The 23983-nt window shown below is 55.3% G+C and carries 21 protein-coding genes; 15 read left to right on the top strand and 6 right to left on the bottom strand.

The window, feature by feature from the left end:
* The coding region (locus VMF88_09930; protein ID HTY11376.1) for a galactose-1-epimerase at positions 1–225 on the bottom strand (225 nt) is incomplete at its 3' end.
* Positions 226–439: 214 nt separating this feature from the next.
* Between VMF88_09930 and VMF88_09935 the strand changes: the two genes are divergently transcribed.
* The 7 genes from VMF88_09935 to VMF88_09965 are packed head-to-tail and all read left to right on the top strand — an operon-like array spanning position 440 to position 7278.
* Positions 440–1486 carry a uroporphyrinogen decarboxylase family protein gene (locus VMF88_09935; GenBank protein HTY11377.1) on the top strand — a complete coding sequence of 349 codons (1047 nt, stop codon included), beginning with the start codon at positions 440–442 and terminating at the stop codon, positions 1484–1486.
* 23 nt (positions 1487–1509) lie between these two features.
* Positions 1510–2166 (top strand): corrinoid protein, encoded by a 657-nt coding sequence (locus tag VMF88_09940; protein HTY11378.1) that lies wholly within the window; start codon positions 1510–1512, stop codon positions 2164–2166.
* Positions 2167–2201: 35 nt separating this feature from the next.
* On the top strand, positions 2202–2456 hold the full coding sequence (locus VMF88_09945) for a virulence factor (GenBank protein ID HTY11379.1): 255 nt from the start codon (positions 2202–2204) through the stop codon (positions 2454–2456).
* Positions 2457–2514: 58 nt separating this feature from the next.
* Positions 2515–3438 carry a homocysteine S-methyltransferase family protein gene (locus tag VMF88_09950; GenBank protein HTY11380.1) on the top strand — a complete coding sequence of 308 codons (924 nt, stop codon included), beginning with the start codon at positions 2515–2517 and terminating at the stop codon, positions 3436–3438.
* Between the two features lie 43 nt (positions 3439–3481).
* Positions 3482–5035, top strand: a complete 1554-nt coding sequence (locus VMF88_09955; protein HTY11381.1) for a methylenetetrahydrofolate reductase C-terminal domain-containing protein — start codon at positions 3482–3484, stop codon at positions 5033–5035.
* 22 nt (positions 5036–5057) lie between these two features.
* Positions 5058–5993 (top strand): dihydropteroate synthase, encoded by a 936-nt coding sequence (locus VMF88_09960; GenBank protein ID HTY11382.1) that lies wholly within the window; start codon positions 5058–5060, stop codon positions 5991–5993.
* Positions 5968–7278 (top strand): amidohydrolase family protein, encoded by a 1311-nt coding sequence (locus VMF88_09965; protein HTY11383.1) that lies wholly within the window; start codon positions 5968–5970, stop codon positions 7276–7278. Before VMF88_09960 ends, VMF88_09965 begins: the two co-directional genes overlap by 26 nt.
* Before the next feature lie 17 nt (positions 7279–7295).
* Here the strand turns inward: VMF88_09965 and VMF88_09970 are convergent, their stop codons facing one another.
* From VMF88_09970 to VMF88_09980, 3 genes are read right to left on the bottom strand one after another with little or no spacing between them, the layout of a single operon-like run.
* Positions 7296–7622, bottom strand: coding sequence for a hypothetical protein (locus VMF88_09970; GenBank protein HTY11384.1), 327 nt, complete (start codon positions 7620–7622; stop codon positions 7296–7298).
* 36 nt (positions 7623–7658) lie between these two features.
* A complete protein-coding gene (locus VMF88_09975) occupies positions 7659–8921 on the bottom strand; it encodes a hypothetical protein (protein ID HTY11385.1) in 1263 nt (420 codons plus the stop codon).
* A gap of 3 nt (positions 8922–8924) precedes the next feature.
* Positions 8925–10589: an ASKHA domain-containing protein gene (locus VMF88_09980; GenBank protein ID HTY11386.1), complete on the bottom strand. Its 1665-nt coding sequence runs from the start codon at positions 10587–10589 to the stop codon at positions 8925–8927.
* 390 nt (positions 10590–10979) lie between these two features.
* Between VMF88_09980 and VMF88_09985 the strand changes: the two genes are divergently transcribed.
* From VMF88_09985 to VMF88_10015, 7 genes are all read left to right on the top strand, one after another.
* Complete coding sequence (locus tag VMF88_09985) at positions 10980–11804, top strand: SDR family oxidoreductase (protein ID HTY11387.1); 825 nt, start codon at positions 10980–10982, stop codon at positions 11802–11804.
* A gap of 39 nt (positions 11805–11843) precedes the next feature.
* Positions 11844–13031, top strand: a complete 1188-nt coding sequence (gene uxuA / locus VMF88_09990; protein HTY11388.1) for a mannonate dehydratase — start codon at positions 11844–11846, stop codon at positions 13029–13031.
* Positions 13032–13522: 491 nt separating this feature from the next.
* The gene (locus VMF88_09995; GenBank protein ID HTY11389.1) at positions 13523–13927 is read left to right on the top strand and encodes a response regulator; all 405 of its coding nucleotides are present in this window, start codon (positions 13523–13525) and stop codon (positions 13925–13927) included.
* 3 nt (positions 13928–13930) lie between these two features.
* Complete coding sequence (locus VMF88_10000; protein HTY11390.1) at positions 13931–14248, top strand: zinc ribbon domain-containing protein; 318 nt, start codon at positions 13931–13933, stop codon at positions 14246–14248.
* 9 nt (positions 14249–14257) lie between these two features.
* Positions 14258–15952 carry a GspE/PulE family protein gene (locus VMF88_10005; protein HTY11391.1) on the top strand — a complete coding sequence of 565 codons (1695 nt, stop codon included), beginning with the start codon at positions 14258–14260 and terminating at the stop codon, positions 15950–15952.
* 36 nt (positions 15953–15988) lie between these two features.
* Positions 15989–19576 (top strand): PAS domain S-box protein, encoded by a 3588-nt coding sequence (locus VMF88_10010; protein ID HTY11392.1) that lies wholly within the window; start codon positions 15989–15991, stop codon positions 19574–19576.
* A complete protein-coding gene (locus tag VMF88_10015) occupies positions 19569–19934 on the top strand; it encodes a response regulator (protein ID HTY11393.1) in 366 nt (121 codons plus the stop codon). The genes VMF88_10010 and VMF88_10015 overlap by 8 nt, the downstream gene beginning before the upstream one ends.
* A 20-nt stretch (positions 19935–19954) precedes the next feature.
* On the opposite strand, the gene VMF88_10020 is transcribed toward VMF88_10015, so the two are convergent.
* On the bottom strand, positions 19955–21028 hold the full coding sequence (locus tag VMF88_10020; protein ID HTY11394.1) for a hybrid sensor histidine kinase/response regulator: 1074 nt from the start codon (positions 21026–21028) through the stop codon (positions 19955–19957).
* Between the two features lie 13 nt (positions 21029–21041).
* Positions 21042–22043, bottom strand: a complete 1002-nt coding sequence (gene mgrA, locus VMF88_10025; GenBank protein ID HTY11395.1) for an L-glyceraldehyde 3-phosphate reductase — start codon at positions 22041–22043, stop codon at positions 21042–21044.
* 197 nt (positions 22044–22240) lie between these two features.
* Between mgrA and sulP the strand changes: the two genes are divergently transcribed.
* Positions 22241–23944, top strand: a complete 1704-nt coding sequence (gene sulP, locus VMF88_10030; GenBank protein HTY11396.1) for a sulfate permease — start codon at positions 22241–22243, stop codon at positions 23942–23944.
* The last annotated feature ends 39 nt before the right edge of the window (positions 23945–23983 follow it).

Raw genomic sequence — 23983 nt, forward strand, 5'->3', positions numbered from 1 at the left:
GACGTCCGCTAATGTGCCTGTCTTATCCTTCACATACAGGTTCGTTAGGATCGCACCGTAGTTGATGACCTCTGCCTTCATTCCCGTGTCATTTATCAGGGTATACTTGAAGACCTCACGCCCGTCGGCAAGCTTGCCAAACGGCATCTTTTCTACCGGCGGAAATTTCCCCTGCCCAAACGACGTCCCGGCCGCAACCGCGAACACAAAAAGGGACAAGACCATTAAATACCCTTTGGGGGGTTGACATCTATAGGTATTTTTTATCATATTGAATCGGTTCAATAGTTTTTGAATTGATAAATCTTGAACAATTATAAAGTTACAAAATTGAACTTTCAAGAACTTGTCGGCACAAGCTTTCGGCCTGACTATTTATGAATCTTTCCCTCAAAGTGCAAGAGCCAAACATCAGAAAACAAGACGAAGGAGCGCGGTGATGAGACCGGAACAATGGCAAACCTTCAAGAAGGCTGCACGACTCGAAAAGCTGGACAAAGTGCCGATGGCGCTGATCATCGACAGCCCGTGGATTCCCGGCTACCTCGGCGTGAATCACATGGATTACTTTCTCGACCCGGAATTGTGGTTTCAGTCGAACCTGAAAATCCACAATGAATTCCGCGACGTGATCTTCGTTCCGTCCTGGTGGATGGAATACGGCATGGCTGCCGAGCCGTCGGCATTGGGGGCAAAAATAAAATTCTGGCAGGACAACACGCCGAGCGAATACCACACCCTCTACCATATCGAAGACATGGAGAGCTTTCCCGATTATGAGGTCGAGAGCGACGCTTTTATGGGGATGACGCTCCACCGCATCCGGATGCAGCGGCAGCGGATCCTCGACACCGGCGAGATACTTCCGCTCGTCACTTCGCGCGGGCCGTTATGCACCGCAGGCTTCGTCCGCAGCACCACCGACTTCATGATCGACATCGTCGAAAAACCCGAATGGGCTCACAAGCTGATCGGCCTCTGCACGAACCTGATCATCGATTGGCTCAAAGCACAGCACAAAGCGATGGGAAACACGGTCGAAGGAATTTTTATTCTGGACGACATTGTCGGGTTCATCAACGAAGAACACTACAAAGAGTTCGCTCACCCTTACTTGAAAAAGATCTGCGATGCATTCCCGAAGGACTGGGTGAAGATCTATCATAACGACGCCGAGATCGGCGCGTGCCTTGACCATCTCCCCGACTGCGGGTTCAATGTCTTGAACTGGGGTAAACAGACCGACATCGCCGAAGTGAAGTCGCGCGTGGGCGGCAGAATGTGTTTGATGGGGAACGTCAACCCGCTGGAGATCGGCGTCCGCGGCACGCCCGAAGAAGTGCGCGACGCAACGCTCGAGGTCCTCGAAAAAAGCGGCGGCGAAGGGATCATCCTCTCGGTCGGCGGCGGGACGAGCCCCGGCATGCCGCGCGAGAACATCCAGGCCATGCTGAAAGCGCTCGACGAATACAACGCCAAGCGCTGACCATTTCAGAAAAGGAACGGACGATGCCAGATTATGCGCTGATGAATCAATACCTGTACGAGGGGAAGGCGAAGGAAGTCGAGCAGATGACGAAAGACGCGCTCGCCGAAGGCCGGCTGGTGCAGGAAGTGCTGACCGAAGGGCTCATCGCAGGAATGAGCGTCGTCGGCGAAGATTTCAAGCACAACATTTTGTACGTCCCGGAAGTCTTGATCGCCGCCCGCGCGATGAAAGCGGGGATGGCGGTACTGAAGCCGCTCCTCAGCGCGAAGGATTCGGCGGTGAAGCCCGCCGGCATTCTGCTGATGGGAACGGTGCGCGGCGATCTGCACGACATCGGAAAAAATCTCGTCTGCATGATGGCCGAAGGGGCCGGCTTCACAGTCTATGACATCGGCGTCGACCAGAGCATAGAGAAATTCCTCGCGGCGGCGGATCAATACAAACCGGACATCATCGGGATGAGCGCTCTGCTCACGACGACGATGGCGTACATGAAAGTTGTCATCGACGGATTTCAGGAAAAGGGACTGGGACATATTAAAATGGCGATCGGCGGAGCGCCGATCAGCCAGATGTACGCGGATGAGATAGGAGCCGACGGCTACGGTGCGGACGCTTCAAGCGCCGTCGACCTTTTCCTGCGGCTTGCGGGGAAAAAAGCCGATCCGCAAAAATAAGCTTCTCGCTCATTGATGGATGCGGAGCCGCGCCTATGGCATTCTATAAAATTCTTTATTGGCAGGATATTCCGTCGCAGGTGAAAGCCTGGGACGACTTCGATGAGGTCACGCTCGCGATGAACTCAAAATTTGTCGCTCTCATCGACCAGGCGGCCCAAACGCAGGGACTCACCGGCGCCGACGATTATCTTGCGCAGTGGAAATGGGGGGACGAGCTGGAGCGCGACGGTGAGGTTCAAGAGGTTGCTGAAGCCGTAAAAAAAGAATTGGAAGCCGGGCAGAGCTGATCGTTTTTCCTTTCTTGAACTGTTCCTTCGACCAGAAAATATTCCAGAGAATCCTACGATGAAAAAACTTCTCCAGGAGGCTGCGCTCGAGCGACGACTTGTCTCGGACGGCGCGATGGGGACTCAATTAATGCTTGCCGGCCTCGAACCGGGGGGCTGCGGTGAATTGTGGAATTTAACGCACCCGGACCGGGTCCTCGAGATCCAACGGCGTTATGTGAAGGCAGGAGCCGATTGTCTTATTACCAACACATTCGGCGGCAGCAGGACGATGCTCGGGCGGCACGGCCATGGAGACAAGGTCTCCCCGATCAATAAGGCGGGGGTCGCAATTGCGCGGGAAGCGTTCGGCGAGATCGACGGCTACGTGCTGGGAGACATCGGACCGCTCGGCGCGATCCTCGAACCGTACGGGGACCTCCCGCAGGAAACTGCGTACAACGTGTACGAAGAACAGGCGCGGGCCTTGGTGGAAGGAGGGGCCGACGCCGTTATCATCGAAACGCAGACCTCGCTCGATGAACTCGGCCTCGCCGTGGAAGCCGCACGAGCGGCCGGCTCGAAATGCATCATCGCATCGCTGGCGTACGATCTCTCCGCGGACAAATCTTTTTTTGTCACGATGATGGGAGTGCTTCCCGATGAAGCCGCACGTCAGCTTGAATTGAAAGGCGCACACATTATTGCGTTGAATTGCGGAACAGGGATGGAGATGACCGGCGCCGCAGCTGTTGTCGAGCGCTACCGCCGATCCTGTTCTCTTCCGACAATGGTGCAGCCGAATGCCGGGCTTCCGGTCCTCGAAAAAGGAAAAGCCGTCTACAAACAACTTCCGGAGGACATGGCGCGCGGGGTTCCCCCCGTACTTCAGGCGGGGGCGAACATCGTCGGTTCGTGCTGCGGCAGCACTCCCGAACACACGCTGGCAATCCGCCGGATCGTCAGCGAATTCAACCGGAGCGCGGCAAAAATCCCGGTGTAACTCCGGCCGCCGGCTCAAGCGTACCCCATCGACTGATCGATGCATGAAAACTCTTCGGGAAAAATTGCATCACACGAACGATTTTCTCCTCGGCATCGAGCTGGTATCGATCCGCGGTTCGATGGCCGAGAAGAGCGCGCTGCGGGCACGGTCGTTCGCGAATCAACTCTCCGAATCCCCACTTGTTGACTGGATCTCCGTGACAGACAACGCCGGCGGCAACCCGCAGCTTGCGCCGCAGGCGCTCGGCAAACCGATTCTGTACGCCGGAAAAGAAGTTGTCATCCATCTTACCTGCAAAGACCTGAACCGCAACGGACTGGAAAGCGCCGCATGGCAGCTCCAGAGCGAGGGATTCCGCAATATCCTCGCCATGACCGGCGACTATCCCGTCGCGGGAAACGAAGGCGCTCCGAAGCCGGTGTTCGACCTCGACTCTGTCGGATTGATTTCCATGTTGAACAAAATGAACAACGGCCTCGACGATCCCCGCAACAAGACACGCAATGAGACTCATCTGTTCGGGAAGACCGAGTTCTTCGTCGGCGCGGTGGCGACCAATTTCAAATTGCGCGAGGGGGAAGTGATGCCGCAGTACTTGAAGCTTCGGAAGAAGGTCGAGTGCGGCGCGCAATTCATCATCAATCAGGTCGGATACGATTCAAAAAAAAACCGGGAACTCCGCCTTTACATGGACCGCAACGGCATGAAGTCCGTCCCGTTGATCGGGAACGTGTATATCCTCAACCCAAAAGTCGCCCAGCTCTTCCACGATCATAAAATTCCGGGTATCGTCGTCACGCCGCAGCTGCTCGACCTCTGTCTCCGCGCCGGACGATCGGCCGACAGCGGGAAAGCATTCTTCTACGAATTGGCCGCGAAACAGATTTCGATCTTCCGTCACCTGGGCTTCCGCGGTGCATACCTCGGCGGCGCGTACGAGTATCCGGCGATCGAGAAGATCGTTAAGATCGAGAGGTCGTTCGGAGAGAACGATTGGGTGCAATTCTTTAAGGAAATCGGCTTCTCCAGACCGCAGGAGTTCTTTTATTACCCAGAAGAATTATCTTCGGACATGCGAACCGACGGATCGTCTTCTCACCGCCCGGTTTCTGCGAGCCGGCGGCCCATGAATTTGATGTACCGTATCTCTCAGTGGACTCATGCTATGATGTTCACTCGGGGGAAATGGCTGACAGATCTCGGCGCGAAGATCTCCGCAAGCTCAAAAAATCCTCAGCAAGGACCGATGCCGCTGCGAACGGTCGAACGTTGGAGCAAAACGGCCTTGTTTCAATGCAAAGATTGCGGCGATTGTTCGCTGCCGGAGATCGCATTCCTCTGTCCCGAATCGCAGTGTGCGAAGAACCAGCGCAACGGCCCGTGCGGCGGAACATTGGACGGACGCTGCGAAGTAGCCGGTTACGGGGAGTGCATCTGGCTGCGTGCCTACGAGCGATTGAAGAATGACGGAGTCAACGTCGAAACGATGCTGAGCCATGCACCGGTGATTCAGAATCAAGAGCTTCGCGGGACATCTTCCTGGGCAAATTTTTGGCTTGGAAGAGACCACTCCCGCGGCGGCCACCCAACCTAACATTGGACAAACGGACGAAATCATGGATATGAACAGATTGCACATTATCGGAGACCTCATCAACAACGCCTACGGACGGGCACGAACGGCGTTCAGTGCCCGGAGTTTGGAAGGATACCAGCGCCTCGCCCGGTCCCAATCCGAGCTTGGCGTCGACTTTCTCGACCTCAACATCGACGGAACGCAGCAGATCCAGGTACGTCCGGAGGAAATGCTCAGCTTCCTACCGGACCTTGTCCCGGCCATTCAGCAAGTCAGCTCTGTGCCGATCTGCATCGACAATCCGTCTATCGAGTACCACAAAGTCGCGCTGAAACACTATGACCGCTCGCGGTCGGGCGCACCGATCTTGAATTCAGTCGCCGCTTCGCGCGAACATCTGGATGAGATGATCGAACTGGTGGCTGAGTACGACACCTATGTCGTCGTCATGGCGTCCGAACGTTTTCTGAACGGTACTTCGGTACAATGTTTGAACGCGCAGGACGTTTACGAGTCCGTAAAATACTTTGTGGAACTTCTCGCCGCCAAGGCCCGGCGGAGCAACGACAGGATTATCGTCGACCCCGGCCTGGCGCCGGTCGGCGCAGATACGTACGGGCTCGTCAATATCGGACTCGATGCCATGCGGCTCATCAGGAAGGATGACGATCTTAAGGGAGTTCATATCACTGTCGGGCTGTCTAATTTTGCGTGGGGGACTCCGAAACACATCAGGCACGATCTGGAAAAAGCATACCTTACGATCGCCACCGCTGCGGGCCTCGACTTCGCCATTGCGAACCCCGAGAGCCTTCCCAAGCCGCTTCCGGCGGACCACAAAATGGTTTCCCTGCTTCAGCATGCGCTAGACCAGGGAAGAGCCGCGGAAGGGGAAAGCAGAGAGACAGCGGGCTTTCGGCAGGCAGAAGCAGTGATGGAAATCTGGAGCAATGCAGAATCAGGCGAACGGGAATAGCGAATCACAGGTTTCAATACCACGCGCGACAAGCGGGCGAAAAATCTGGCTTCGCGTCGGCACGCTCTTCGACGGCGAGCAGGAACCGATTCACGATGCGCATATCGTCTACGACGCCGAGAGCATTCTCTATGCAGCCGGGGGGAAAAACCTTCCCCCCTCCGATCTTCTCAAGCCCGGGCAAACGCGTCCCGACCTCGAGCTTCCCCGTTTTACACTCATCCCCGGACTTATCGAAGCGCACGCACATCTTTTTCTAGAAGGAGGAGAGCTCGATCCTGCGCAGAGAGCGTTGCTCCTCAAACGATCTGACGGGGAGATGTTTGAAGCAGCCGAGAAACGGTTGCGACAGCTGGTTTCTCTCGGAATCTGCGGCGTGCGCGATGCCGGCGACAAATTCGGCGTCGGGCTTGCTCTGAACAAGCTCACTTCGAGCAAAGAAAACTCTCCGATGCCATACATCGACAGCCCCGGCGCTGCGATCCATCACCGGGGTGAATACGGAAGCTTCATGGCGGAAGCGATAGAGGATTTTCCATCGCTCAAGGAATGTGTCCTTTCAAACATCCGGAGCGGGGCGGAGAGAATAAAGCTGATCGTTTCGGATGTGATCGATTTCAAAAGCGGCTCGGTCAGCAAGAAACCGCAATTGACGGCGGATGAGGTTAAGCAGTTCACCACATTAGCGAAGGAATTCTCGAAACAAACGATGGCCCATGCCACCGGCGACCTCGGAATCGAGAACGCAATCGAAGGAGGAATCGACTCGATCGAGCACGGGTTTTTCATCCGCAACGACCAGCTGAAACGGATGCGGGACATGGGAATTGCCTGGGCGCCGACCTTCGCCCCCGTGCAAAAACAAATTGACCATGCCGGCCGTTTTGGATGGGATGAAAAAATAGTCTCGACTCTGAAGAAAATTATGGACCAACACTCCACGAGTCTGGTAAGGGGGGATTCGCTCGGCGTGCAGATCGTTGCGGGGAGCGATGCCGGAGCGGCCGGCGTGCCTCATGGCCTCGGATTGTTCGAGGAATTGTCCCTGATGGAAAGGGCAGGCCTTTCGCCCCTAACGGTTCTCCGCTGTGCTACAGGGAACAGCAGCTATCGCCTTCGCTTCAAGGAAAAGTTCGGACTGATCAAACCGGGATACCGGCCCCGGTTCATCCTGACACGGCATTCGCCGCTCGACCGCATCGGAAACCTCAAAAAGGAGAAGTACGTGATTTTTGACGGTGCGGTTTTTCACAATAATGGGTCCGCCGATCCTCACGGTCTCTGAATTCTTTTACTGACCGCTCAGGGAGTCACGAAGATCTCGTTCTCGGTGATCTTCAACTCAACACCCGCTCCTTTTGCCGCCTCCTGAAGAGCCGCCTGCAGCATGACCACAGGGTCGCGGCTGACATCAAGCCTCCTCATCAACCCCTCCCCTTTTTTTGTGCCGACGGTCAGCGTCAGTTTAAGCCCTTTACGCTTGCACGAAACCCGGATGTCGTTTTCAAGCTTGGTGTTCATCGGTTTGATGTACGCATCGATATAATGAACCCCGATACCCGATTTGTCCGGCGTTGCGGGCGGAAGTTTTTCTTTTGCCGTCTGATTCAAGTCGCAAAGCTTTACCATAATCTATCCTTCCTTCATTATTACGTAGAGAATCTGTCAAGCCAGTTTATTTTGCCGTGTCAATGCGTAATGGAGAACTTCAAAGACGAGTCCCCATTTATACTCCCGGCCTTCGGAACTGCAATAGCAGCCCGACGGATTGTATTCGCGCTTCCACGTCAGGACATCGTCGAGCCTCTTTCCAACGAGAGGGCGCTCAGCGGCGATCTCGCTCATAAGCCGCCGCGGATTTTCGAGATACTGGCACATGAGCGTATGCCCGGCGTCTCCCGGAGCCGGCTCGCAGCGCACGTCGACGATCGTATAGCTTTCAACCGTCGGAACGAGTTTGATATGATAATCAAACTCCAATGTTCGCCCCATATTGGAACATGTCGTCCCTTCGTACCGGAAGCGGGCTTCCACCGAGCGGTCATCGAGAACGCTGAGGTGCAGCCGTTCCTCCGACCATTTGCGGAGCGCACGCGGATTTGTGAGATAATTTACCGCCGGCCGCGCCGCGGAACTCCCATTATTCTGAGGCTGTCCCTGAAGGTTTCGAACATCTTCAAGTTGCGGAATTGAATTCCGGTACGGTGTGCGCCGGTACCGGCACGGGTGGAACGAGCAATTGCCGCACGGGTTCAACGACGTGAGCCGCTGCACGGCCTCAGTATGGGAAGTGATTCCGAAGACCGCGAGCAACGATTTCTTGGGTTGAAGCATTCCCGATTCGAGCACGTTGATCTCTCCGGGGAAATCCCTGCCGTTCCTCTGACGGAGGAGCTCCAGCAAATGACGCTGGTCGGAAATTTCCCAGCCGGGATAGCCGGGACTGTAATGCGGGAGGATCGCTTTGCCGCATCCGTCGGCCCATTCGCAAAAGCGGGCACCGATGTTGGTGACCAAGTTCTCGACGACCGCGGAACCGTACACTTCCGTGAAAAAATATTCGTCCGGCTTTTCCTGATCCCAAAATTGCCGCGCCCGTTCTTCACAATTCCTGCCGGCGCTTACGGCAACAAGGAAAACCCCATCCGACCGTGCATCGTCGAGTTGAGCACAAAGCCGGGAAGAATGAAATTCGCCATCCTCAATACGTACTCCATCGCTTATTAATTCCAGTGATTCGGCCTGCCGCGCATAAACCCACGGTTTCCCGTTTTCCGCATACCATCTCTTGGTCGATTCCATCAGCTCCTCCACCCGCTCCCCTGCCTCATGTCCGGGGGGATATCCAAGAAGACGTTTGAATTCGGAATCCGGAACGTCGACCTCGGGCGATATGTCTATGATCTTCTCGAGCATTACCGATGGCATACTCTATTTATTATTCCGTTCCTCAGAAAGCGCATTTAAAGTGTCGATCGGCTTGAACTGACATCCCTCGACAAAATAATCGAAAAAATTCGGGTCAGTTTCCAGCCGGCAGTGAACGACCCGCTTTACAAGACCTTCAAGCTCCATTCGTTTCGTGCGCGACAGCAGCGCGATCGTAGCCCCTTCGATCGAAGCGTTCCCCACCTGCACGATTTTCGATGCATCGATGTTCGGTATCAGGCCGATCCTCCTTGAAGATTCGACGTCGAGATGCCGTCCGAAACCGCCGGCAAGGTAAAAGACATCGAGCTCGTCGAACCGAACTCCGTATCTATTAAAGACGACATGAAGCCCGGCAACGTTCGCCCCTTTTGCCTGGGCAAGCTCGTTGATGTCGCTTTCCGTGAACAATATTTTATCTTCGCCCGTCTCGCTGAGCACGATCTCCCTTTCCCCGAGCTCAAACCTTCCGAGTCTATTTAATCGCTCTGTCCTGATCAGCTCGCTCAGAAGATCGATCAATCCCGAACCGCAGATTCCCTCCGGCTGAACATTCCCGATGACATCCAGCGCGAAAGAGCCGTCAGGCTGCGCGACAACTTTCTCAATGGCGCCGGGGAGGCCGGGCATCCCGCTCGTGATCTTCCCCCCTTCAAACGCCGGTCCGGCCGGACACGAGGCGGCAAAGATCTTTTCCTTGTTCCCCACGATCAGTTCCGTGTTCGTGCCGATATCCATAACCGCGACGAGACGCGATTCGTTCGCCAGGTCGATGGCGAGCATGCAGGCCGCCGCATCTGCTCCGACGTGCCCGCTGATGACCGGCATTCCATAGATGCGCGCTCTCGGGTTGATCGGAAGAAGAAGTCGCTTCGGCCTGCCGGTGACGCTTGTCGTCGTTCGCTCCCCCTTTTTTAGTTCAAGCTCGGTGATCGACTGGTAAGGATTCTGCCCGATCGAGTACACGTTCAGCCTGAAAAAAATATCCCGCATCGTCGAGTTGCCGGCGACGACCATTTCGTAAATGGAATGGGGGTCCACGGGAAAATCTTCGATGGCGTGGGTAAGATATCCGGCGAGCGTCCGCTGGAGGATCTTATCCGGGTGTTCAGTGTCGTAGTGGATCCGCGACATGACATCGGAGCCGCCGAAGCGCTGCGGATTTTCGAACGACGTATCGGCAACGATCTCCCCCGTCTCCAAGTTGAGGAGACGGAGAACAATGGTCGTGGTGCCCAGATCGAGGGCCAGGCCGTGGACCGGGCCGGCGGCGCTCTCGATCTCCTTGCCATCGAGAAAGACTTTGCCGTCCGAGCGTGTGACGCACGGGTCAATTTTTAGGCTTCGCAATTCAGCTGGGAGGTGAAACGCCTGCCCCTCTATTTTCATTTCTCCCCGGCGCATCGTGTGGCAGCGGAGGACTCCCGATTCCTTGACGATACGGGCGCGGCATGATAGGCGGAAATTCTCTTTGAGATGCTTTTCCTGCGGAGCTTTCGGCGAAAGCAATTCCATCCCTTCAACAACCTCGACAAGGCATTCTTTGCACTTCCCCTGTTTTATGCAGGAGGTAGGAACATAGACACCGAGCGAGTCGGCGCATTCGAACAACGAAGGCCCCGGCGCAACGTGCGCGTGTTGATTGTTGAAATGTAGTTCAACGCTCATTGATGCATGGCAGCTATTTCGGTGAGAATTTCAGCACAATAAAGAAAGTTACACCGAAGAATGCTTCAATGCAATATTTGACAGCCTCCGGAAGTGTTACCGCTTGTGAATATCCCCCCTCGCTCCCACCGGTCCTGATCGGAGCTTGGGAACAAGAGAACCATCAGCCAAACGCTCCAAGTGTGGAACGGTGACAACACTCAGATTCCGGTAGCGTCCTAATTTCGAGTACGCATCGCGGCGGTAGTCGAAGGACTGCAGCGCGCCCCGTTTTCTTCGCTCGCTCCGTCCCTCCAAGGGACCCTTCTTCCCCGGCGTTTTTCATTTGAAATCCGTCCCGATTATTGATATTTTGAATCGATTCACTGTTTTCTTCACACAGAGGATGAAATGGATTATCTTCGATCGCTTTTCAACGTCGAAAACAAAGTTGTCGTCATTACCGGCGGGAGCGGGATACTCGGCACCGAAATGGCAAAAGGGTTGCTTCGCGCCGGCGCCAAGGTCGCTCTTCTCGCGCGCAACAAGGAAAACCTGGAGAAGAAAGCAGCACTGCTGAAAAAAATCAGCACGGGGGTAACAAGCGTTCAATGCGACGTGACACTGGAGGAGAATCTCCGGTCCGCCAACGAAAAGATCCTGGGTCAATTCGGCCGCATCGACGTGCTGATCAATGCCGCGGGAGGGAATGTTGCCGGTGCGACGATCGGGCTGGACCAAAGCGTTTTCGACATCGAGATCTCTCAATTCAACAAAGTCACCGACATCAACCTGAACGGCACTGTCCTCTCGACCCTTGTCTTTGGCAAGTCGATCGCGGAACAGAAAAAGGGGTCGATCATCAACCTCTCCTCGATGGCGTCGTACCGGGCGATCACGCGCGTCGTCGGCTATTCGGCTGCAAAGGCTGCGATCGATAATTTCACGCGGTGGATGGCGGTCGAGATGGCGCTGAAGTTCGGAGACGGAATTCGGGTGAACGCGATCGCTCCCGGATTCCTTCTGACAGAACAAAACCGGACGCTCCTCACCAAGAATGACGGGTCGTTCACCGAACGGGGCAAAACGATCATCAACATGACTCCGTTTAAGAGACTCGGTGAGCCCGACGAATTGATCGGCACGGTGTTATGGCTCGCAAGCGACGCGTCGAAGTTTATCACCGGCACCATTATCGCCGTTGATGGCGGGTTCAGCGCGTTCAGCGGGGTATAAAGCAGACATATAAACCTGTGATAGAAGAGCAAAATTCAAATGCCTTTTGAACAGACATGGAGATGGTTCGGACCGAACGATCCGATTTCTCTTAAGGATGCAAGGCAGGCGGGCGCGACCGGCATCGTCACAGCGCTGCACGATATTCCCGCAGGGGATGCCTGGACGACCGGCGCCATCCTGAAAAGAAAAAAGATCATTGAAGCCGAGGGGCTTGTCTGGTCGGTTGCCGAGAGCGTTCCGGTGCATGAGAATATCAAAAAATGGACGGGCAACTACCGGCTCTTGATCGAACACTATAAAGAATCGATCAGAAATCTCGGCCGGTGCGGCATCACGACGGTGTGCTATAACTTCATGCCAGTGCTCGACTGGTCCCGCACCGATCTGAGAGTGGTCTTTCGGGATGGCTCCATCACGACGAAATTTGATATGCGGGCGTTCGCGGCGTTCGATCTGTTCATTCTGAAAAGACGCGATGCAGAGAAGAGCTACACAGCAAAGCAGCTCGCCGACGCGAAGAACTTTTTCGACAAGCTCAGCCATCCTCAAAAGGAGGAATTGCAGCGAACGGTGCTCCTCGGCCTGCCGGGGTCGCTGCAGGAGTACACGCTGGACGAATTCCGCACTGCGGTCGGGGAGTACGAGCAGATCAGCGAAGAAGGCCTCCGCGGCAACCTTCTTTCATTCATCAAAGAGATCATTCCGGCGGCCGAAGAAGCCGGGGTGTTCATGGCGATCCATCCCGACGATCCGCCCTGGTCACTGCTCGGCCTCCCCAGGGTTGTGCGAAACGAATCAGATGTCCGGGCGATCCTCAACGCCGCCGACTCCCCGGCCAACGGGCTGACCTTCTGCACCGGATCATTCGGCGCAGGATACCAGAACGACCTTGTGGCAATGGCAAATACCTTTGCGCAACGGATCAATTTTGTTCATTTGCGCAACGTCGCCCGGAACTCGGACGGAGATTTCCTTGAAGAGAACCATCTTGAAGGGGACATCGATATTTACGGCGTCATGAAAACCCTTCTCCTGGAACAAAAGCGCCGCGCCGAGCTGCGTTTGCCGAACGCACGGATGCCGATGCGCCCCGACCATGGCCACCTCATGATCCCCGACCGGAACAGAAAAGGAATTTATCCCGGGTATTCCCTCTTCGGAAGAATGAGAGCGCTCGGTGAATTGCGCGGGCTTGAGCTCGGAATACTCCGCTCGCTGGGCTGACGACGGCAGAATCGAATCTACTTCACCGAGAGCGGCGAATTAATTCCCAATACTTCCCTGTTTGTATCACTTCAAATTTCTTCTTCCCCCCTATTAACAGAAAATAGACTTCATCCAATCCTTCGCAGGTCCGTCGTAACTTCACAAATGCCCCGCCTGTCCTGTCCATTGCTTCTGACATTTCGTGAGACGAAGACCGTGAGATTCATCTCTGACGGAAGTTAGATCGGCGTCAGCATCCATCAACAAACTCCGCGCCATACGATGAAAAATCGAATTTTCCTGGCATGGTAAATGAGTTATAAGAGTCTTGTGAGGATTATTGCGGCAGAAGTGCAGTCGAACTGGTGCACTTCTATGGAGAGGTGAACATGGTTAACCACCGCCGTGGCGACAAAAAGCCATCTGCGGAATATTGACCAAGCGCATTATTATTTCAAAGAATCACTGACATCGATGCACGAATACGGTGATGATTCCCAGGAGTTCGCATGAAACCATCCCCTCTTAACTACACAGCCCTTGTGGTTGACGATTCGCCGCACAGCCGTATTCTTTTGTTGAGACTACTTCAGCGCAGCGGAATAACCCAGGTCGAACTTGCGGTAAACGGGGCCGAGGGCCTGCTGCGGTACAAGGCCTCGAAACCGGATATGGTGTTCCTCGACGCGATCATGCCGGAGATGGACGGATTGACCGCGCTTCAGGAGATCAAAAAGATCGAGCCCTCCGCCCTCGTTGTGATGACCACGTCGCTTTCGGAAAAGGAAAAAGTCATTCAATTCAAAGAAGCGGGGGCCAGCTATTATTTGCTGAAGCCGTTCGTCAGCGAAAAGTTTGACGAGACACTGGTGAAGATTCTTGCGATTCTCGCTCAGCGCGCAATGAAGGGATAAGCCATGGAATGCCCCAACTGTAAGGCCGACAACAGCGAGGCAAAGAGATTCTGCACGACCTGCGGAAGTCCGTTGGGTACGCTTTGCCGGCGGTGCGGCAAAATAGGGAAGCTGGAGGATAAATACTGCGGCGAATGCGGCATGACCCTTTCCGCATCCCCCAACGAACATCTCTTCAAACGTGCGCCTCAAACGGGGGCGACCAAGCAATACATGCCCGACGAAATCGAAGAGCTGCTGCAGATGCGCAAGCAGGTCGTGGACGAACAATCTGCCTCCGAGCGTGTGACCCAGAACGATATCGATTCAATTTTCAATTGACCTTTTTCCATGACAGCAGAAGATCAACAATTTCTTAAAGCGTTAGCCGCACGCGGCACCGTAAGCCGTGAGACGCTGAATGTCAAGAAGGGGACATTTGAAACCGTTGCCCGGGAGCGGGGAGTCGGACGGGCGCTGACGGCCGTTTTCGGCATTCCTGAAAATACGATCGCCGATGCACTCAGCGAGACCTTCGGCTTTGCACGTATGCCTATCGCAAACGAGATCGAGACCGCACCGGAGCAGATTCTCACCGACGAGGAGATGCAGCAATTCCGCGTGCTTCCCGTTTTCCTGATCGGCCTTGAGCTGACGATGGCCTTCATCGATCCGCCGAGCAAGGAGATCGTCAAACACCTCCAGCAGCTGACGGGACACAGAGTCCTGCCGGTCTTTACAACGTATGCCGATTTCGACGCCGCGATGAAAAAGTACCACGGCGCCATCGACCGGCTCCAATCGGTCAAATCAACGCTTCCGCTGGAACACTACGACATTCATTCCGGCAAGGGAGTCCACCAGAGGCTCGACGGAACGGCCGATCCGACGATCGCGCAGCTGACCGATGAGCTCCTATTGCGCGCCGCCAAAGCGGGGGCGAGCGACATTCACGTCGAGCCGATGGACGAAGAATTGATGATCCGGTTTCGCGTGGACGGGGTCCTGCACCGCGAGATCTCGCTTCCTCTTTCTTTTCACCAGGGAATGGCGTCGGTGCTCAAGTCGAAGTCGGGCATGGATATGTTCGAGCATACGATCGCGCAGGACGGGCGGTTCACGCTGAAATTCGCCGACCGTGTATTCGACGTGCGCGTCAACAGCCTCCCCCTGCTCAACGGCGAAAAGATCGTCATGCGCCTCCTCGGCAAATCGTCGATGATGATCGATCTCGACAATCTCGGTTTCACAGAAAACAACCTCCGCTTGTTCCGTTCGCTGCTCGCCCTGCCGAACGGCATCATCCTCGTCACGGGGCCGACCGGCAGCGGAAAAACGACGACGCTCTACTCCGCGCTGAACGAGCTGAAAGATATCTCCATCAACGTAACGACCGTCGAGAATCCTGTCGAATACAAGCTTCCGCTCATCAACCAGGTACAGGTGACGCCGGAACGGGGATTGACCTTCGCCTCGGTGCTCCGGGCGATCCTCCGGCAGGACCCGAATATCATCCTGGTCGGCGAAATACGGGACGCAGAGACCGGTTTGATAGCGACGGAGGCCGCGCTGACAGGGCATCGCGTCGTCAGCACGCTTCATACGAACGACGCGATCGGCGCAATCTCCCGCATGGTCAATCTGGGCATCGCATCGTTCTGGGTCAGCGCATCGGTCATCGGCGTGATCTCGCAGCGCCTCGTTCGTCGCATCTGTGCGCGTTGCAAAGAAGAATACGTACCGGACGCGAAGGAACTTGAATCGGCCGGGCTCCTCGGCCTGCCGGCAGGGACAACGCTCTTCAAGGGAAAAGGATGCTCGTTCTGCACCGGCACGGGCTACAAGGGGCGCATTGCCATCCATGAGGTGTTCATCGTGACGGAAGAAATGCGCGACGTCATTTACGGGGAGGTCACAACGAGCAAACTCCGGCAGCTCGCCATCGACAATAAATTCCGGGACATGCATTTCGACGGACTGCAAAAGGCGATCGCCGGCATTACAACGGTGGAAGAAATTCAACGCGTTACCCGGCGCTTAAGTTAGGGTGCCGCCGCTCGGACGCAACCATGGAGATACCCAATGTCAGACAAGAATAAGAGCAAACCGGAGCTTTTGAACGAAGTCGAAACACTCCGGCGGAAAGTCAAGAAGCTCGAGAACCTTGAGAAAAAACATCTTCAAGAACGCATCCTGCTCAGAACCGTCATAGACAATCTTCCCGATGCAATTTATGCCAAGGATCTGGAATGCCGGAAAACCATCGCCAACATCGTCGACGTACACAATATTGGCTTGCACTCGGAAGCCGACGTTCTCGGCAAAGACGATTTCGACCTCTTCCCGAAAGAGATCGCGGAGAAATTCTTCGCGGATGACCAATCGATCATCCGAAGCGGCATCCCCGTCGCGAACCGGGAAGAATACTTCATTGACCAGGAAGGGAAGAAACGCTGGCTCGCGACCACCAAGCTCCCCCTCAAAGATGAAAAAGGAAATATCGTCGGCATCGTGGGCATCGGCCGGGACATCACAAAAAGGAAAGAGGCAGAGGATGCCCTGCAGCACGAAAAATGGCTCATGGATGCGCTCATGGATAGCGTTCCCGACAGCATCTATTTCAAGGACAGGGAGTGCCGGATCCTTCGCATCAGCCGCAAAATGGCGAACGATCTGAGAGCAACCGGGATCCGCGATGCGGTCGGCAAAACCGACGTGGAACTGTTCGGCGAAGAATTCGGCAGAAGGACGATCGAAAGGGACCGGCGCATGATGGAAACCGGGGAGCCGATCATCGGGATGGCAGAGAGCCGCCGTTTGGAGGATGGACGCCTGTATTGGACGTCAACGACGAAAGTCCCCCTGCGAAAGGACGACGGAGAGATCGTAGGCCTTGTCGGCATCACGCGGGAGATCAACGACTTCATGAAAGCCCGCAACGAGCTTGAGTACCAGAAACACTACCTCGAGTCTCTCGTCGAAAGTTCTCCCATCGCTATTGTTACGCTCGATCAAGAACAGCGGATTCAAAAATGCAATAAAGCGTTTGAATCAATTTTCAACTATTCTCCTGCAGAAACGGTCGGCAAAAACCTCGACGATCTCATCGTCCCTCCGGAGAAGAAGACCGAGGGGACGGGCTTGACCGCAAAATCGCTGCATCAGGAAAACATTCATCGCGAGCTCACCCGCATACGCAAAGACGGCTCGACCGTTGAAGTGGAGCTGCACGCGACCTCGATATACATGGACGGAAAGCAGGTCGGTGTGATCGCCCAGTACGCCGATATCACAGAGCGCAGAGCCGCGGAAGAGCAGCTGCGCAAGCTTTCTCTGGCCGTCGAGCAAAGCCCGGTCTCCATCGTCATCACAGACACGAAGGGGGCGATTGAATACGTCAATCCAAAGTTCACCGAGGTCACTGGTTACACGATGCAGGAGTCCATCGGGAAAAATCCCCGGATCCTGAAATCGGGGAAAACCTCGGCGGAAGATTACGAAAAGCTGTGGAGAACGATCCTCGCCGGGAACGAATGGCAGGGGGAATTTCACAACAAGAAGAAGAACGGCGAGTTTTTCTGGGAAATGGCATCCATCTCCCCCTTAAAAAACAGAGACAACGCTATCCTCAATTTCGTCGCGGTCAAAGAGGATATCACCGAACGCAAGCGCGCCGAGCAAACCCTTCGGGAGACCACGGAGAAACTGCAGCTGATTTTCGACAACGCTTTCGTCGGGATCAGCATCTTTGAAGAGCATCCCGACCCCGAGCAGCGCAGGCTGGTCGACTGCAACGGCCGTTATGCAGAGATGGCCGGACGAACACGAGAAGATTTATTGCGCATCGGAAGATTGCGAGATCTCGCAAATTCGCTCAGCGAGGATAATACGAAGTCCATTTCGCAGGGCGCTGTGTTCAAAGGGGCGTACTCGTGGAATCGGCCGGACGAAAAAGAGAACATCATCGAATACACGGCCGTACCGATCAAAATGCAGGGAAAGGTTCACACGATCGGCATCGACCACGACGTCACGGAGCGCAGGCGGGCGGAGCGAATGATCCAGGAGCAGATGGAAATTATCAAACGCCAGAATGCCGAACTTGAGAAAGCCCGCGATGCGGCCATGGAAGCGAACAAGACGAAAAGCGCGTTCCTCGCAAGCATGTCGCACGAGCTGCGCACACCGTTGAACGCCATCATCGGATACAGCGAAATGATCATCGAAGAAATGAGCGACGCCGGCGAGACCGGCTACCGCCCCGACCTCGACAGAATCCGCATGGCGGGGAAAAACCTTCTCGAGCTGATCAACGAGGTCCTCGACCTCTCGAAGATCGAGGCGGGAAAAATGGAGCTTTACGTGGAGGAATTCCAGCTGAACACCCTCGTCGAGGAGGTCGTCGCGACCGTGCAGCCGCTCATGGATAAGAACGGGAATGCGCTCGTGGTGAACGCCGCGCCCAACATTCCTGCGGTGCGCCTCGACCATACGAAGGTGCGCCAGATCCTCTTCAACCTCATCAGCAACGCTTCGAAGTTCACACAGAACGGGACGATCACTCTCACCGCCTGCGCGCTGCCGCCGTCGAACGGCTCGGGAGCCGACATCGTCATTAAGGTCTCGGATACCGGCATCGGCCTCACCCAGGAACAGATAGCAAAATTGTTCAAAGAGTTCTCCCAGGCGGACAGTTCAACCACGAGAAAGTACGGCGGCACGGGACTCGGCCTCGCGATCACGAAGAGGTTCATTGACATGATGCACGGTTCCATCGGCGTAGAGAGCGTTCCGTCCAAAGGGACGACATTCACCGTCACGCTTCCCCAATGGATCGAGAACCCTGAGAAGAAAAAGGTTCAGGCAGAACCGGCCGTCGAGACGACGGCCTCCCCGGTGCCGACAAACACGGCTGTGCTGGTGATCGACGACGATCCGGGCGTGAGGGACCTTCTTGCCCGGTACCTTTCAAAAGAAGGCTACGCGGTCGAATGCGTGTCGAGTGGCGACGAAGGGATCAAGCGGGCCAAAGAAATTCTCCCGATGGCGATCATCCTCGACGTCATGATGCCGCGCAAAGACGGCTGGGCCGTTCTTCAGGAGATCAAGAACGACCCCGTGCTCAAATCGACCCCCGTCGTCATGTATACGATGCTGGACGAGAAAAACTTCGGCCTGGCCATCGGGGCATCGGAGTATCTGATCAAACCGGTAAGCAAAGAAAAAATCCTGCAGGTCATCGATAAGTACAAACAGAAAGCCCCCAGCGAGTACATCCTTGTCGTGGACGACAACCCAGACCTCCGCATCATGGCATCCCGCGCGATCGAAAAAGCCGGCTGGGAAGTGAAGACCGCAGAGAACGGAAGATCCGCCCTCGCACTTTTGGAGCAGCAGCAGCCGAGCGTCATCTTCCTCGACATCATGATGCCGGTGATGGACGGGTTTGAGTTCGTTGCCGTGTTCCAAAGCCACGAGGAGTGGAAACACATCCCGATCGTGGTCATCACGTCGAAGGACCTGACGGCCGAAGAACGGCGGCAGTTGAACGGGGCCGTGAAAAAAATCCTGCAGAAGGGGGACTTGACATCGGAAAAAATCCTGAAACAGATCTCATCCCTTATCCCTCAACTCATGAATGTCTCACAACCAGGATCGGCGAATGGCTAAGCTGCTTGTCGTAGAAGACAACGAGATCAACCGCGACATGATGGTCAGGCGACTTCAGCGGCGCGGGTACACGCTGGTGACCGCAGTGGATGGACAACAAGGCATCGATATGGCCCGCTCCGAAAAGCCGGACCTTATCCTTATGGATATGAGCCTTCCTGTACTGGACGGCTGGGAAGCGACGCGGCAGATCAAAAAGGACGAGAGTCTTAAGCATATCCCCGTTGTCGGGCTGACCGCTCATGCGATGGTCGGCGACAGGGATCAGGCCCTGCAGGCGGGATGCGACGATTATGCAACGAAGCCCGTGGAGTTCGAAAAGCTCATCGAACTGATCAACCGGCTCATTCAGGTTTGACGGGGGGAATCCTGAGCGGGCTACAGTGGGAACGTCAGGGTTATGGTCGTTCCCTTTCCTTCGACGGATTCTGCAGCGATCCCCCCTCCGTGCGCTTCCATGATGCCTCGGCAGATCGGAAGGCCGAGCCCCGTTTTGGTCCCCGCTCTTTTCGCTCCCGGTCTTGTGATCCTCATTTTATCGAACAGCATTGGGATCTCTTTTGCCGGAATGCCGGCGCCGTTATCGCGGACGGTCACAACGACGGAAGAAGGGGCTGCTTCGGCAGCAACGACGATCGATCCCCGCTCCGGGGTGAATCGTAGCGCATTTTCGAGAAGCTGGGTGAACACTTTTTCTATCCGGTCCGGATCAATCATCAGGGGGGGAAGTTTGGGAAAATCGACCGTTACGCGGACCGATTTTTCCTTCTGAACTTTCGAGAGTCCGGAGACGCTCCGTTCGACGACGTCGAGGAGGTTCTCTTCGGCCCGGTACATTTTCACTTCACCCGTGTCGAGCTGCGTGATCTCCAAAAAGTCCATCACTAAATTGAGCATGATCTTCGCGGCTTTAGCGATCTCGTCGACGAGCTCGCCGATCTCCGGGGAAAAAGACGACCGGTCCTCCGAGAGCATCTCGGCAAAGCCGACGATGCCCCCGAGCGGCCCGCGCAAATCATGCACGATCATCGACGTAAAGCCTTCCTGCATCTCCCTCAGCCGTTTCTCCGCCTCCGCGATCCTCAAAATGGCCCGCACACGGACCTCGAACTCTTCGGTCGGCATCGGCTTTTTCCAATACTCCGTGCCGCCGAATTTATAGCCGGACTCGATATTATCGGGGGCCGTGCTGAAGCCGGAGAGGAACACGACCGGCGTATAGCGAAACTGTGGCATGTGCTTCAGCTGTTTGATCACCTCATAGCCGTCAAGCTTCGGCATGTGCACGTCGAGGAGGACGAGGTCAAAATTCGAGATCCGGGCTTTCTGAAGGCACTCTTCTCCGTCAAACGCTTTCGCAACCTCGAAACCGTTCTTCTCAAGGACGGACGCCAGGGTTTCGGTGATTCCCGGTTCGTCGTCGGCGACCAATATTTTCTGTTTGTCGGACAAGAGGAATCGGATTTTATGTGTTGGGTTTCAGGATCTGTTCGATCGTACGCAGCTCGTCACTATCCAGCGGCGGCTGGGTCGCGATGCCGACGGCGTCTTCAATCTGTGAAACTTTGCTCGCGCCGATCAGGACGGAGGTCACCTCGGGATTTCGGAGCACCCATGCGAGGGACATTTGCGCCAGCGTCTGACCGCGCCGGACGGCAAGTTCGTTCAAGCGGCGGACCTTGTCCAGCTTTTCGGGAGTAAGTTGTTCGGGACGGAGAAACCCGTGAGGTTTCGACGCGCGCGAGTCGGGGGGAATGCCGCGAAGATATTTGTCTGTCAGTAATCCTTGAGCCAGGGGAGAGAAAGCGATGCATCCGATTCCCTCTTCCCGAAGGGCGCCGAGCAATCCCTGCTCCACCCAGCGTTCGAACATGCTGTATTTGGGCTGATGGATGAGACACGGCGTGCCGAGAGAGCGGAGAATTTTTGATGCCTGCCGGGTCAGGTCCGCGGGGTACGAGGAAATGCCGGCATACAATGCCCGCCCGCTCCGTACGATGAAGTCGAGTGCACCCATGGTCTCTTCCAGCGGCGTGTTCGGGTCGGGGCGGTGATGGTAAAAAATATCGACGTAGTCAAGGTTCATCCGCCGGAGACTCTGGTCCACGCTGGCGACAAGATATTTCCGCGAGCCCCAATCGCCGTATGGTCCGGGCCACATATCGTACCCCGCCTTCGACGAAATAATAAGCTCATCGCGGAGGGAAGAAAAATCTTCCTTCAAGATCTTCCCGACATTCTCTTCGGCGGAACCGGGGGGCGGTCCATAATTATTGGCAAGGTCGAAGTGGGTGATGCCGGCATCGAAAGCTGCTCTCATGATGGCGCGCGCATTTTCCAGCGTATCCACTCCGCCGAAATTATGCCACATGCCGAGAGAAACGACCGGGAGCTGAACGCCGGAACGGCCGCATCGGTTATACTTCATCGCGTCATATCTTTTGACGGCAGGCTGATACGAAGACATAGATTCTGCTCCTTCAGAGAAATTATCGACGAGATCGTGCAGAGAAGAAACAACGTGCCACCAACAGCAGGGGCTTTTTCTTCTCCGGACCAACATACAAAATTTTTGCGTAAGTTTAAATATGGCGGGTTCCGTCTTACCAATAATTTCCGTAAATTTTATCATCATACCATTGTTCAGTAAAACAACCCGAAAGCATGTTTAAGCCAAAACTTTTTGTGATGCTGCCCCGGATCAGCAGAGACCAGGTCGTCAGCGATCTTATTGCCGGGGCGCTTGTCGGGATCGTTGCCTTGCCTCTGGCCCTCGCGTTCGCTATTGCCTCGGGAGTTTCGCCGGAAAAAGGGCTTATCACGGCCGTCATCGGGGGATTTATCGTTTCCTTCCTGGGAGGGAGCAGAGTTCAGATAGGCGGACCGACGGGTGCATTCATCGTCATCGTGTACGGCATCGTTCAACAATACGGCGAGAACGGACTGGCGATCGCAACGATTATGGCCGGAGTCATCCTTGTCGTTATGGGGTTCGCTCAATTCGGATCCCTCATCAAGTTCATCCCCTATCCTGTCATCGTCGGGTTTACGAGCGGGATCGCCGTCATTATCTTCTCGAGTCAGATAAAAGATTTCTTCGGCCTCTCCATCGGCACTGTCCCGGCCGACTTCATACAAAAATGGTCTGCATTTTTTAGCGCGGCCGGATCTTTGAATGTGCCGACGTTTCTCGTCGGGCTTCTTTCACTCCTCATCATGGGGTTATGGCCGAAGCTGACGAAAAAGATCCCCGGCTCGATCGTCGCCATCATCGTCACGACAATCGTCGTCCAGTACTATCATTTGCCGGTTGCAACGATCGAGACCAGATTTGGCAGCATCCCATCCTCATTTCCTTCCCCGTCAGTCCCGACCTTTACTCTTGCAGAGATACGAAACCTCATCATGCCTGCGACGGTGATCGCCATTCTCGCCTCTATCGAGGCGCTCCTCTCGGCGGTGGTTGCCGACGGTATGATAGGGGGAAGGCATAAATCGAATATGGAATTGGTTGCCCAGGGGGTCGCAAATATCGTCTCTCCGATCTTCGGAGGGATACCGGTGACCGGGGCTATCGCACGGACGGCAACGAATATCAAGAACGGCGGGCGGACGCCGATCGCCGGCATCGTCCATGCCGTGACCCTGTTTGCGATCATGATCGTGCTTGGGAAGTGGGCCAAGCTCATTCCGATGCCGACCCTGGCCGCCATCCTCATCATGGTCGCTTACAACATGAGCGAGTACCACGTCTTCAAACAGCTCCTTAAAAGTCCGCGAAGCGATGTTGTCGTATTGCTGACGACCTTCTTCCTGACCGTAGTCTTCGACCTGACGATCGCCATTGAAATCGGGATGATCCTCTCTGTGCTCCTCTTCATGAGAAGAATGGCTACGGTGACGAACGTCGGCGTCGTCACGCGGGAATTGAGGGACCAGGAAGAGGTGCAGGATCCTAACAGCATTTCGGCGCGTGTTATACCGGAAGGAGTAGAGGTGTACGAAATAAACGGGCCATTCTTCTTCGGAGCGGTCACAAAATTTAAGGAAGCGATGAGGATGGTTGAACGGCCGCCGAAGATACGAATTATCAGGATGAGAAATGTTCCTGCTATCGACGCCAGCGGATTGAATTTGCTCCGGGAGGTGATGACCGAAAGCAGGAAGGAAAAAACCCACCTGATCTTTTCGGGCGTCCATGCCCAGCCGCTATACGCCTTTACTCAGTACGGCCTGCTCGATGAAATCGGGGAGGAAAATGTCTTCGGCAATGTCGACGACGCGCTCGATCGGGCAAGAGGCCTGCTCGGGTTGCAGGCAAAAGGGAGGCCGGAAAAATTCGTCGCCGAGGTAAAGCGAGAGGAATAGCTTTGCCTAAAAAAGACATCATCTCCCCGTAAAAGGAAA

It is taken from the genome of Bacteroidota bacterium (genome assembly GCA_035506275.1).
In the GTDB taxonomy this organism is placed as follows: domain Bacteria; phylum Bacteroidota; class Ignavibacteria; order UBA10030; family UBA8401; genus JAGVPT01.

What these genes read in the sequence shown, in the direction of transcription:
- VMF88_09935 (HTY11377.1), top strand. Translation starts at nt 440, where the DNA reads ATGAGACCGGAACAATGGCAAACCTTCAAGAAGGCTGCACGACTCGAA.
- VMF88_09940 (HTY11378.1), top strand. Translation starts at nt 1,510, where the DNA reads ATGCCAGATTATGCGCTGATGAATCAATACCTGTACGAGGGGAAGGCG.
- VMF88_09945 (HTY11379.1), top strand. Translation starts at nt 2,202, where the DNA reads ATGGCATTCTATAAAATTCTTTATTGGCAGGATATTCCGTCGCAGGTG.
- VMF88_09950 (HTY11380.1), top strand. Translation starts at nt 2,515, where the DNA reads ATGAAAAAACTTCTCCAGGAGGCTGCGCTCGAGCGACGACTTGTCTCG.
- VMF88_09955 (HTY11381.1), top strand. Translation starts at nt 3,482, where the DNA reads ATGAAAACTCTTCGGGAAAAATTGCATCACACGAACGATTTTCTCCTC.
- VMF88_09960 (HTY11382.1), top strand. Translation starts at nt 5,058, where the DNA reads ATGGATATGAACAGATTGCACATTATCGGAGACCTCATCAACAACGCC.
- VMF88_09965 (HTY11383.1), top strand. Translation starts at nt 5,968, where the DNA reads ATGCAGAATCAGGCGAACGGGAATAGCGAATCACAGGTTTCAATACCA.
- VMF88_09970 (HTY11384.1), bottom strand. Translation starts at nt 7,622, where the DNA reads ATGGTAAAGCTTTGCGACTTGAATCAGACGGCAAAAGAAAAACTTCCG.
- VMF88_09975 (HTY11385.1), bottom strand. Translation starts at nt 8,921, where the DNA reads ATGCCATCGGTAATGCTCGAGAAGATCATAGACATATCGCCCGAGGTC.
- VMF88_09980 (HTY11386.1), bottom strand. Translation starts at nt 10,589, where the DNA reads ATGAGCGTTGAACTACATTTCAACAATCAACACGCGCACGTTGCGCCG.
- VMF88_09985 (HTY11387.1), top strand. Translation starts at nt 10,980, where the DNA reads ATGGATTATCTTCGATCGCTTTTCAACGTCGAAAACAAAGTTGTCGTC.
- uxuA (HTY11388.1), top strand. Translation starts at nt 11,844, where the DNA reads ATGCCTTTTGAACAGACATGGAGATGGTTCGGACCGAACGATCCGATT.
- VMF88_09995 (HTY11389.1), top strand. Translation starts at nt 13,523, where the DNA reads ATGAAACCATCCCCTCTTAACTACACAGCCCTTGTGGTTGACGATTCG.
- VMF88_10000 (HTY11390.1), top strand. Translation starts at nt 13,931, where the DNA reads ATGGAATGCCCCAACTGTAAGGCCGACAACAGCGAGGCAAAGAGATTC.
- VMF88_10005 (HTY11391.1), top strand. Translation starts at nt 14,258, where the DNA reads ATGACAGCAGAAGATCAACAATTTCTTAAAGCGTTAGCCGCACGCGGC.
- VMF88_10010 (HTY11392.1), top strand. Translation starts at nt 15,989, where the DNA reads ATGTCAGACAAGAATAAGAGCAAACCGGAGCTTTTGAACGAAGTCGAA.
- VMF88_10015 (HTY11393.1), top strand. Translation starts at nt 19,569, where the DNA reads ATGGCTAAGCTGCTTGTCGTAGAAGACAACGAGATCAACCGCGACATG.
- mgrA (HTY11395.1), bottom strand. Translation starts at nt 22,043, where the DNA reads ATGTCTTCGTATCAGCCTGCCGTCAAAAGATATGACGCGATGAAGTAT.
- sulP (HTY11396.1), top strand. Translation starts at nt 22,241, where the DNA reads ATGTTTAAGCCAAAACTTTTTGTGATGCTGCCCCGGATCAGCAGAGAC.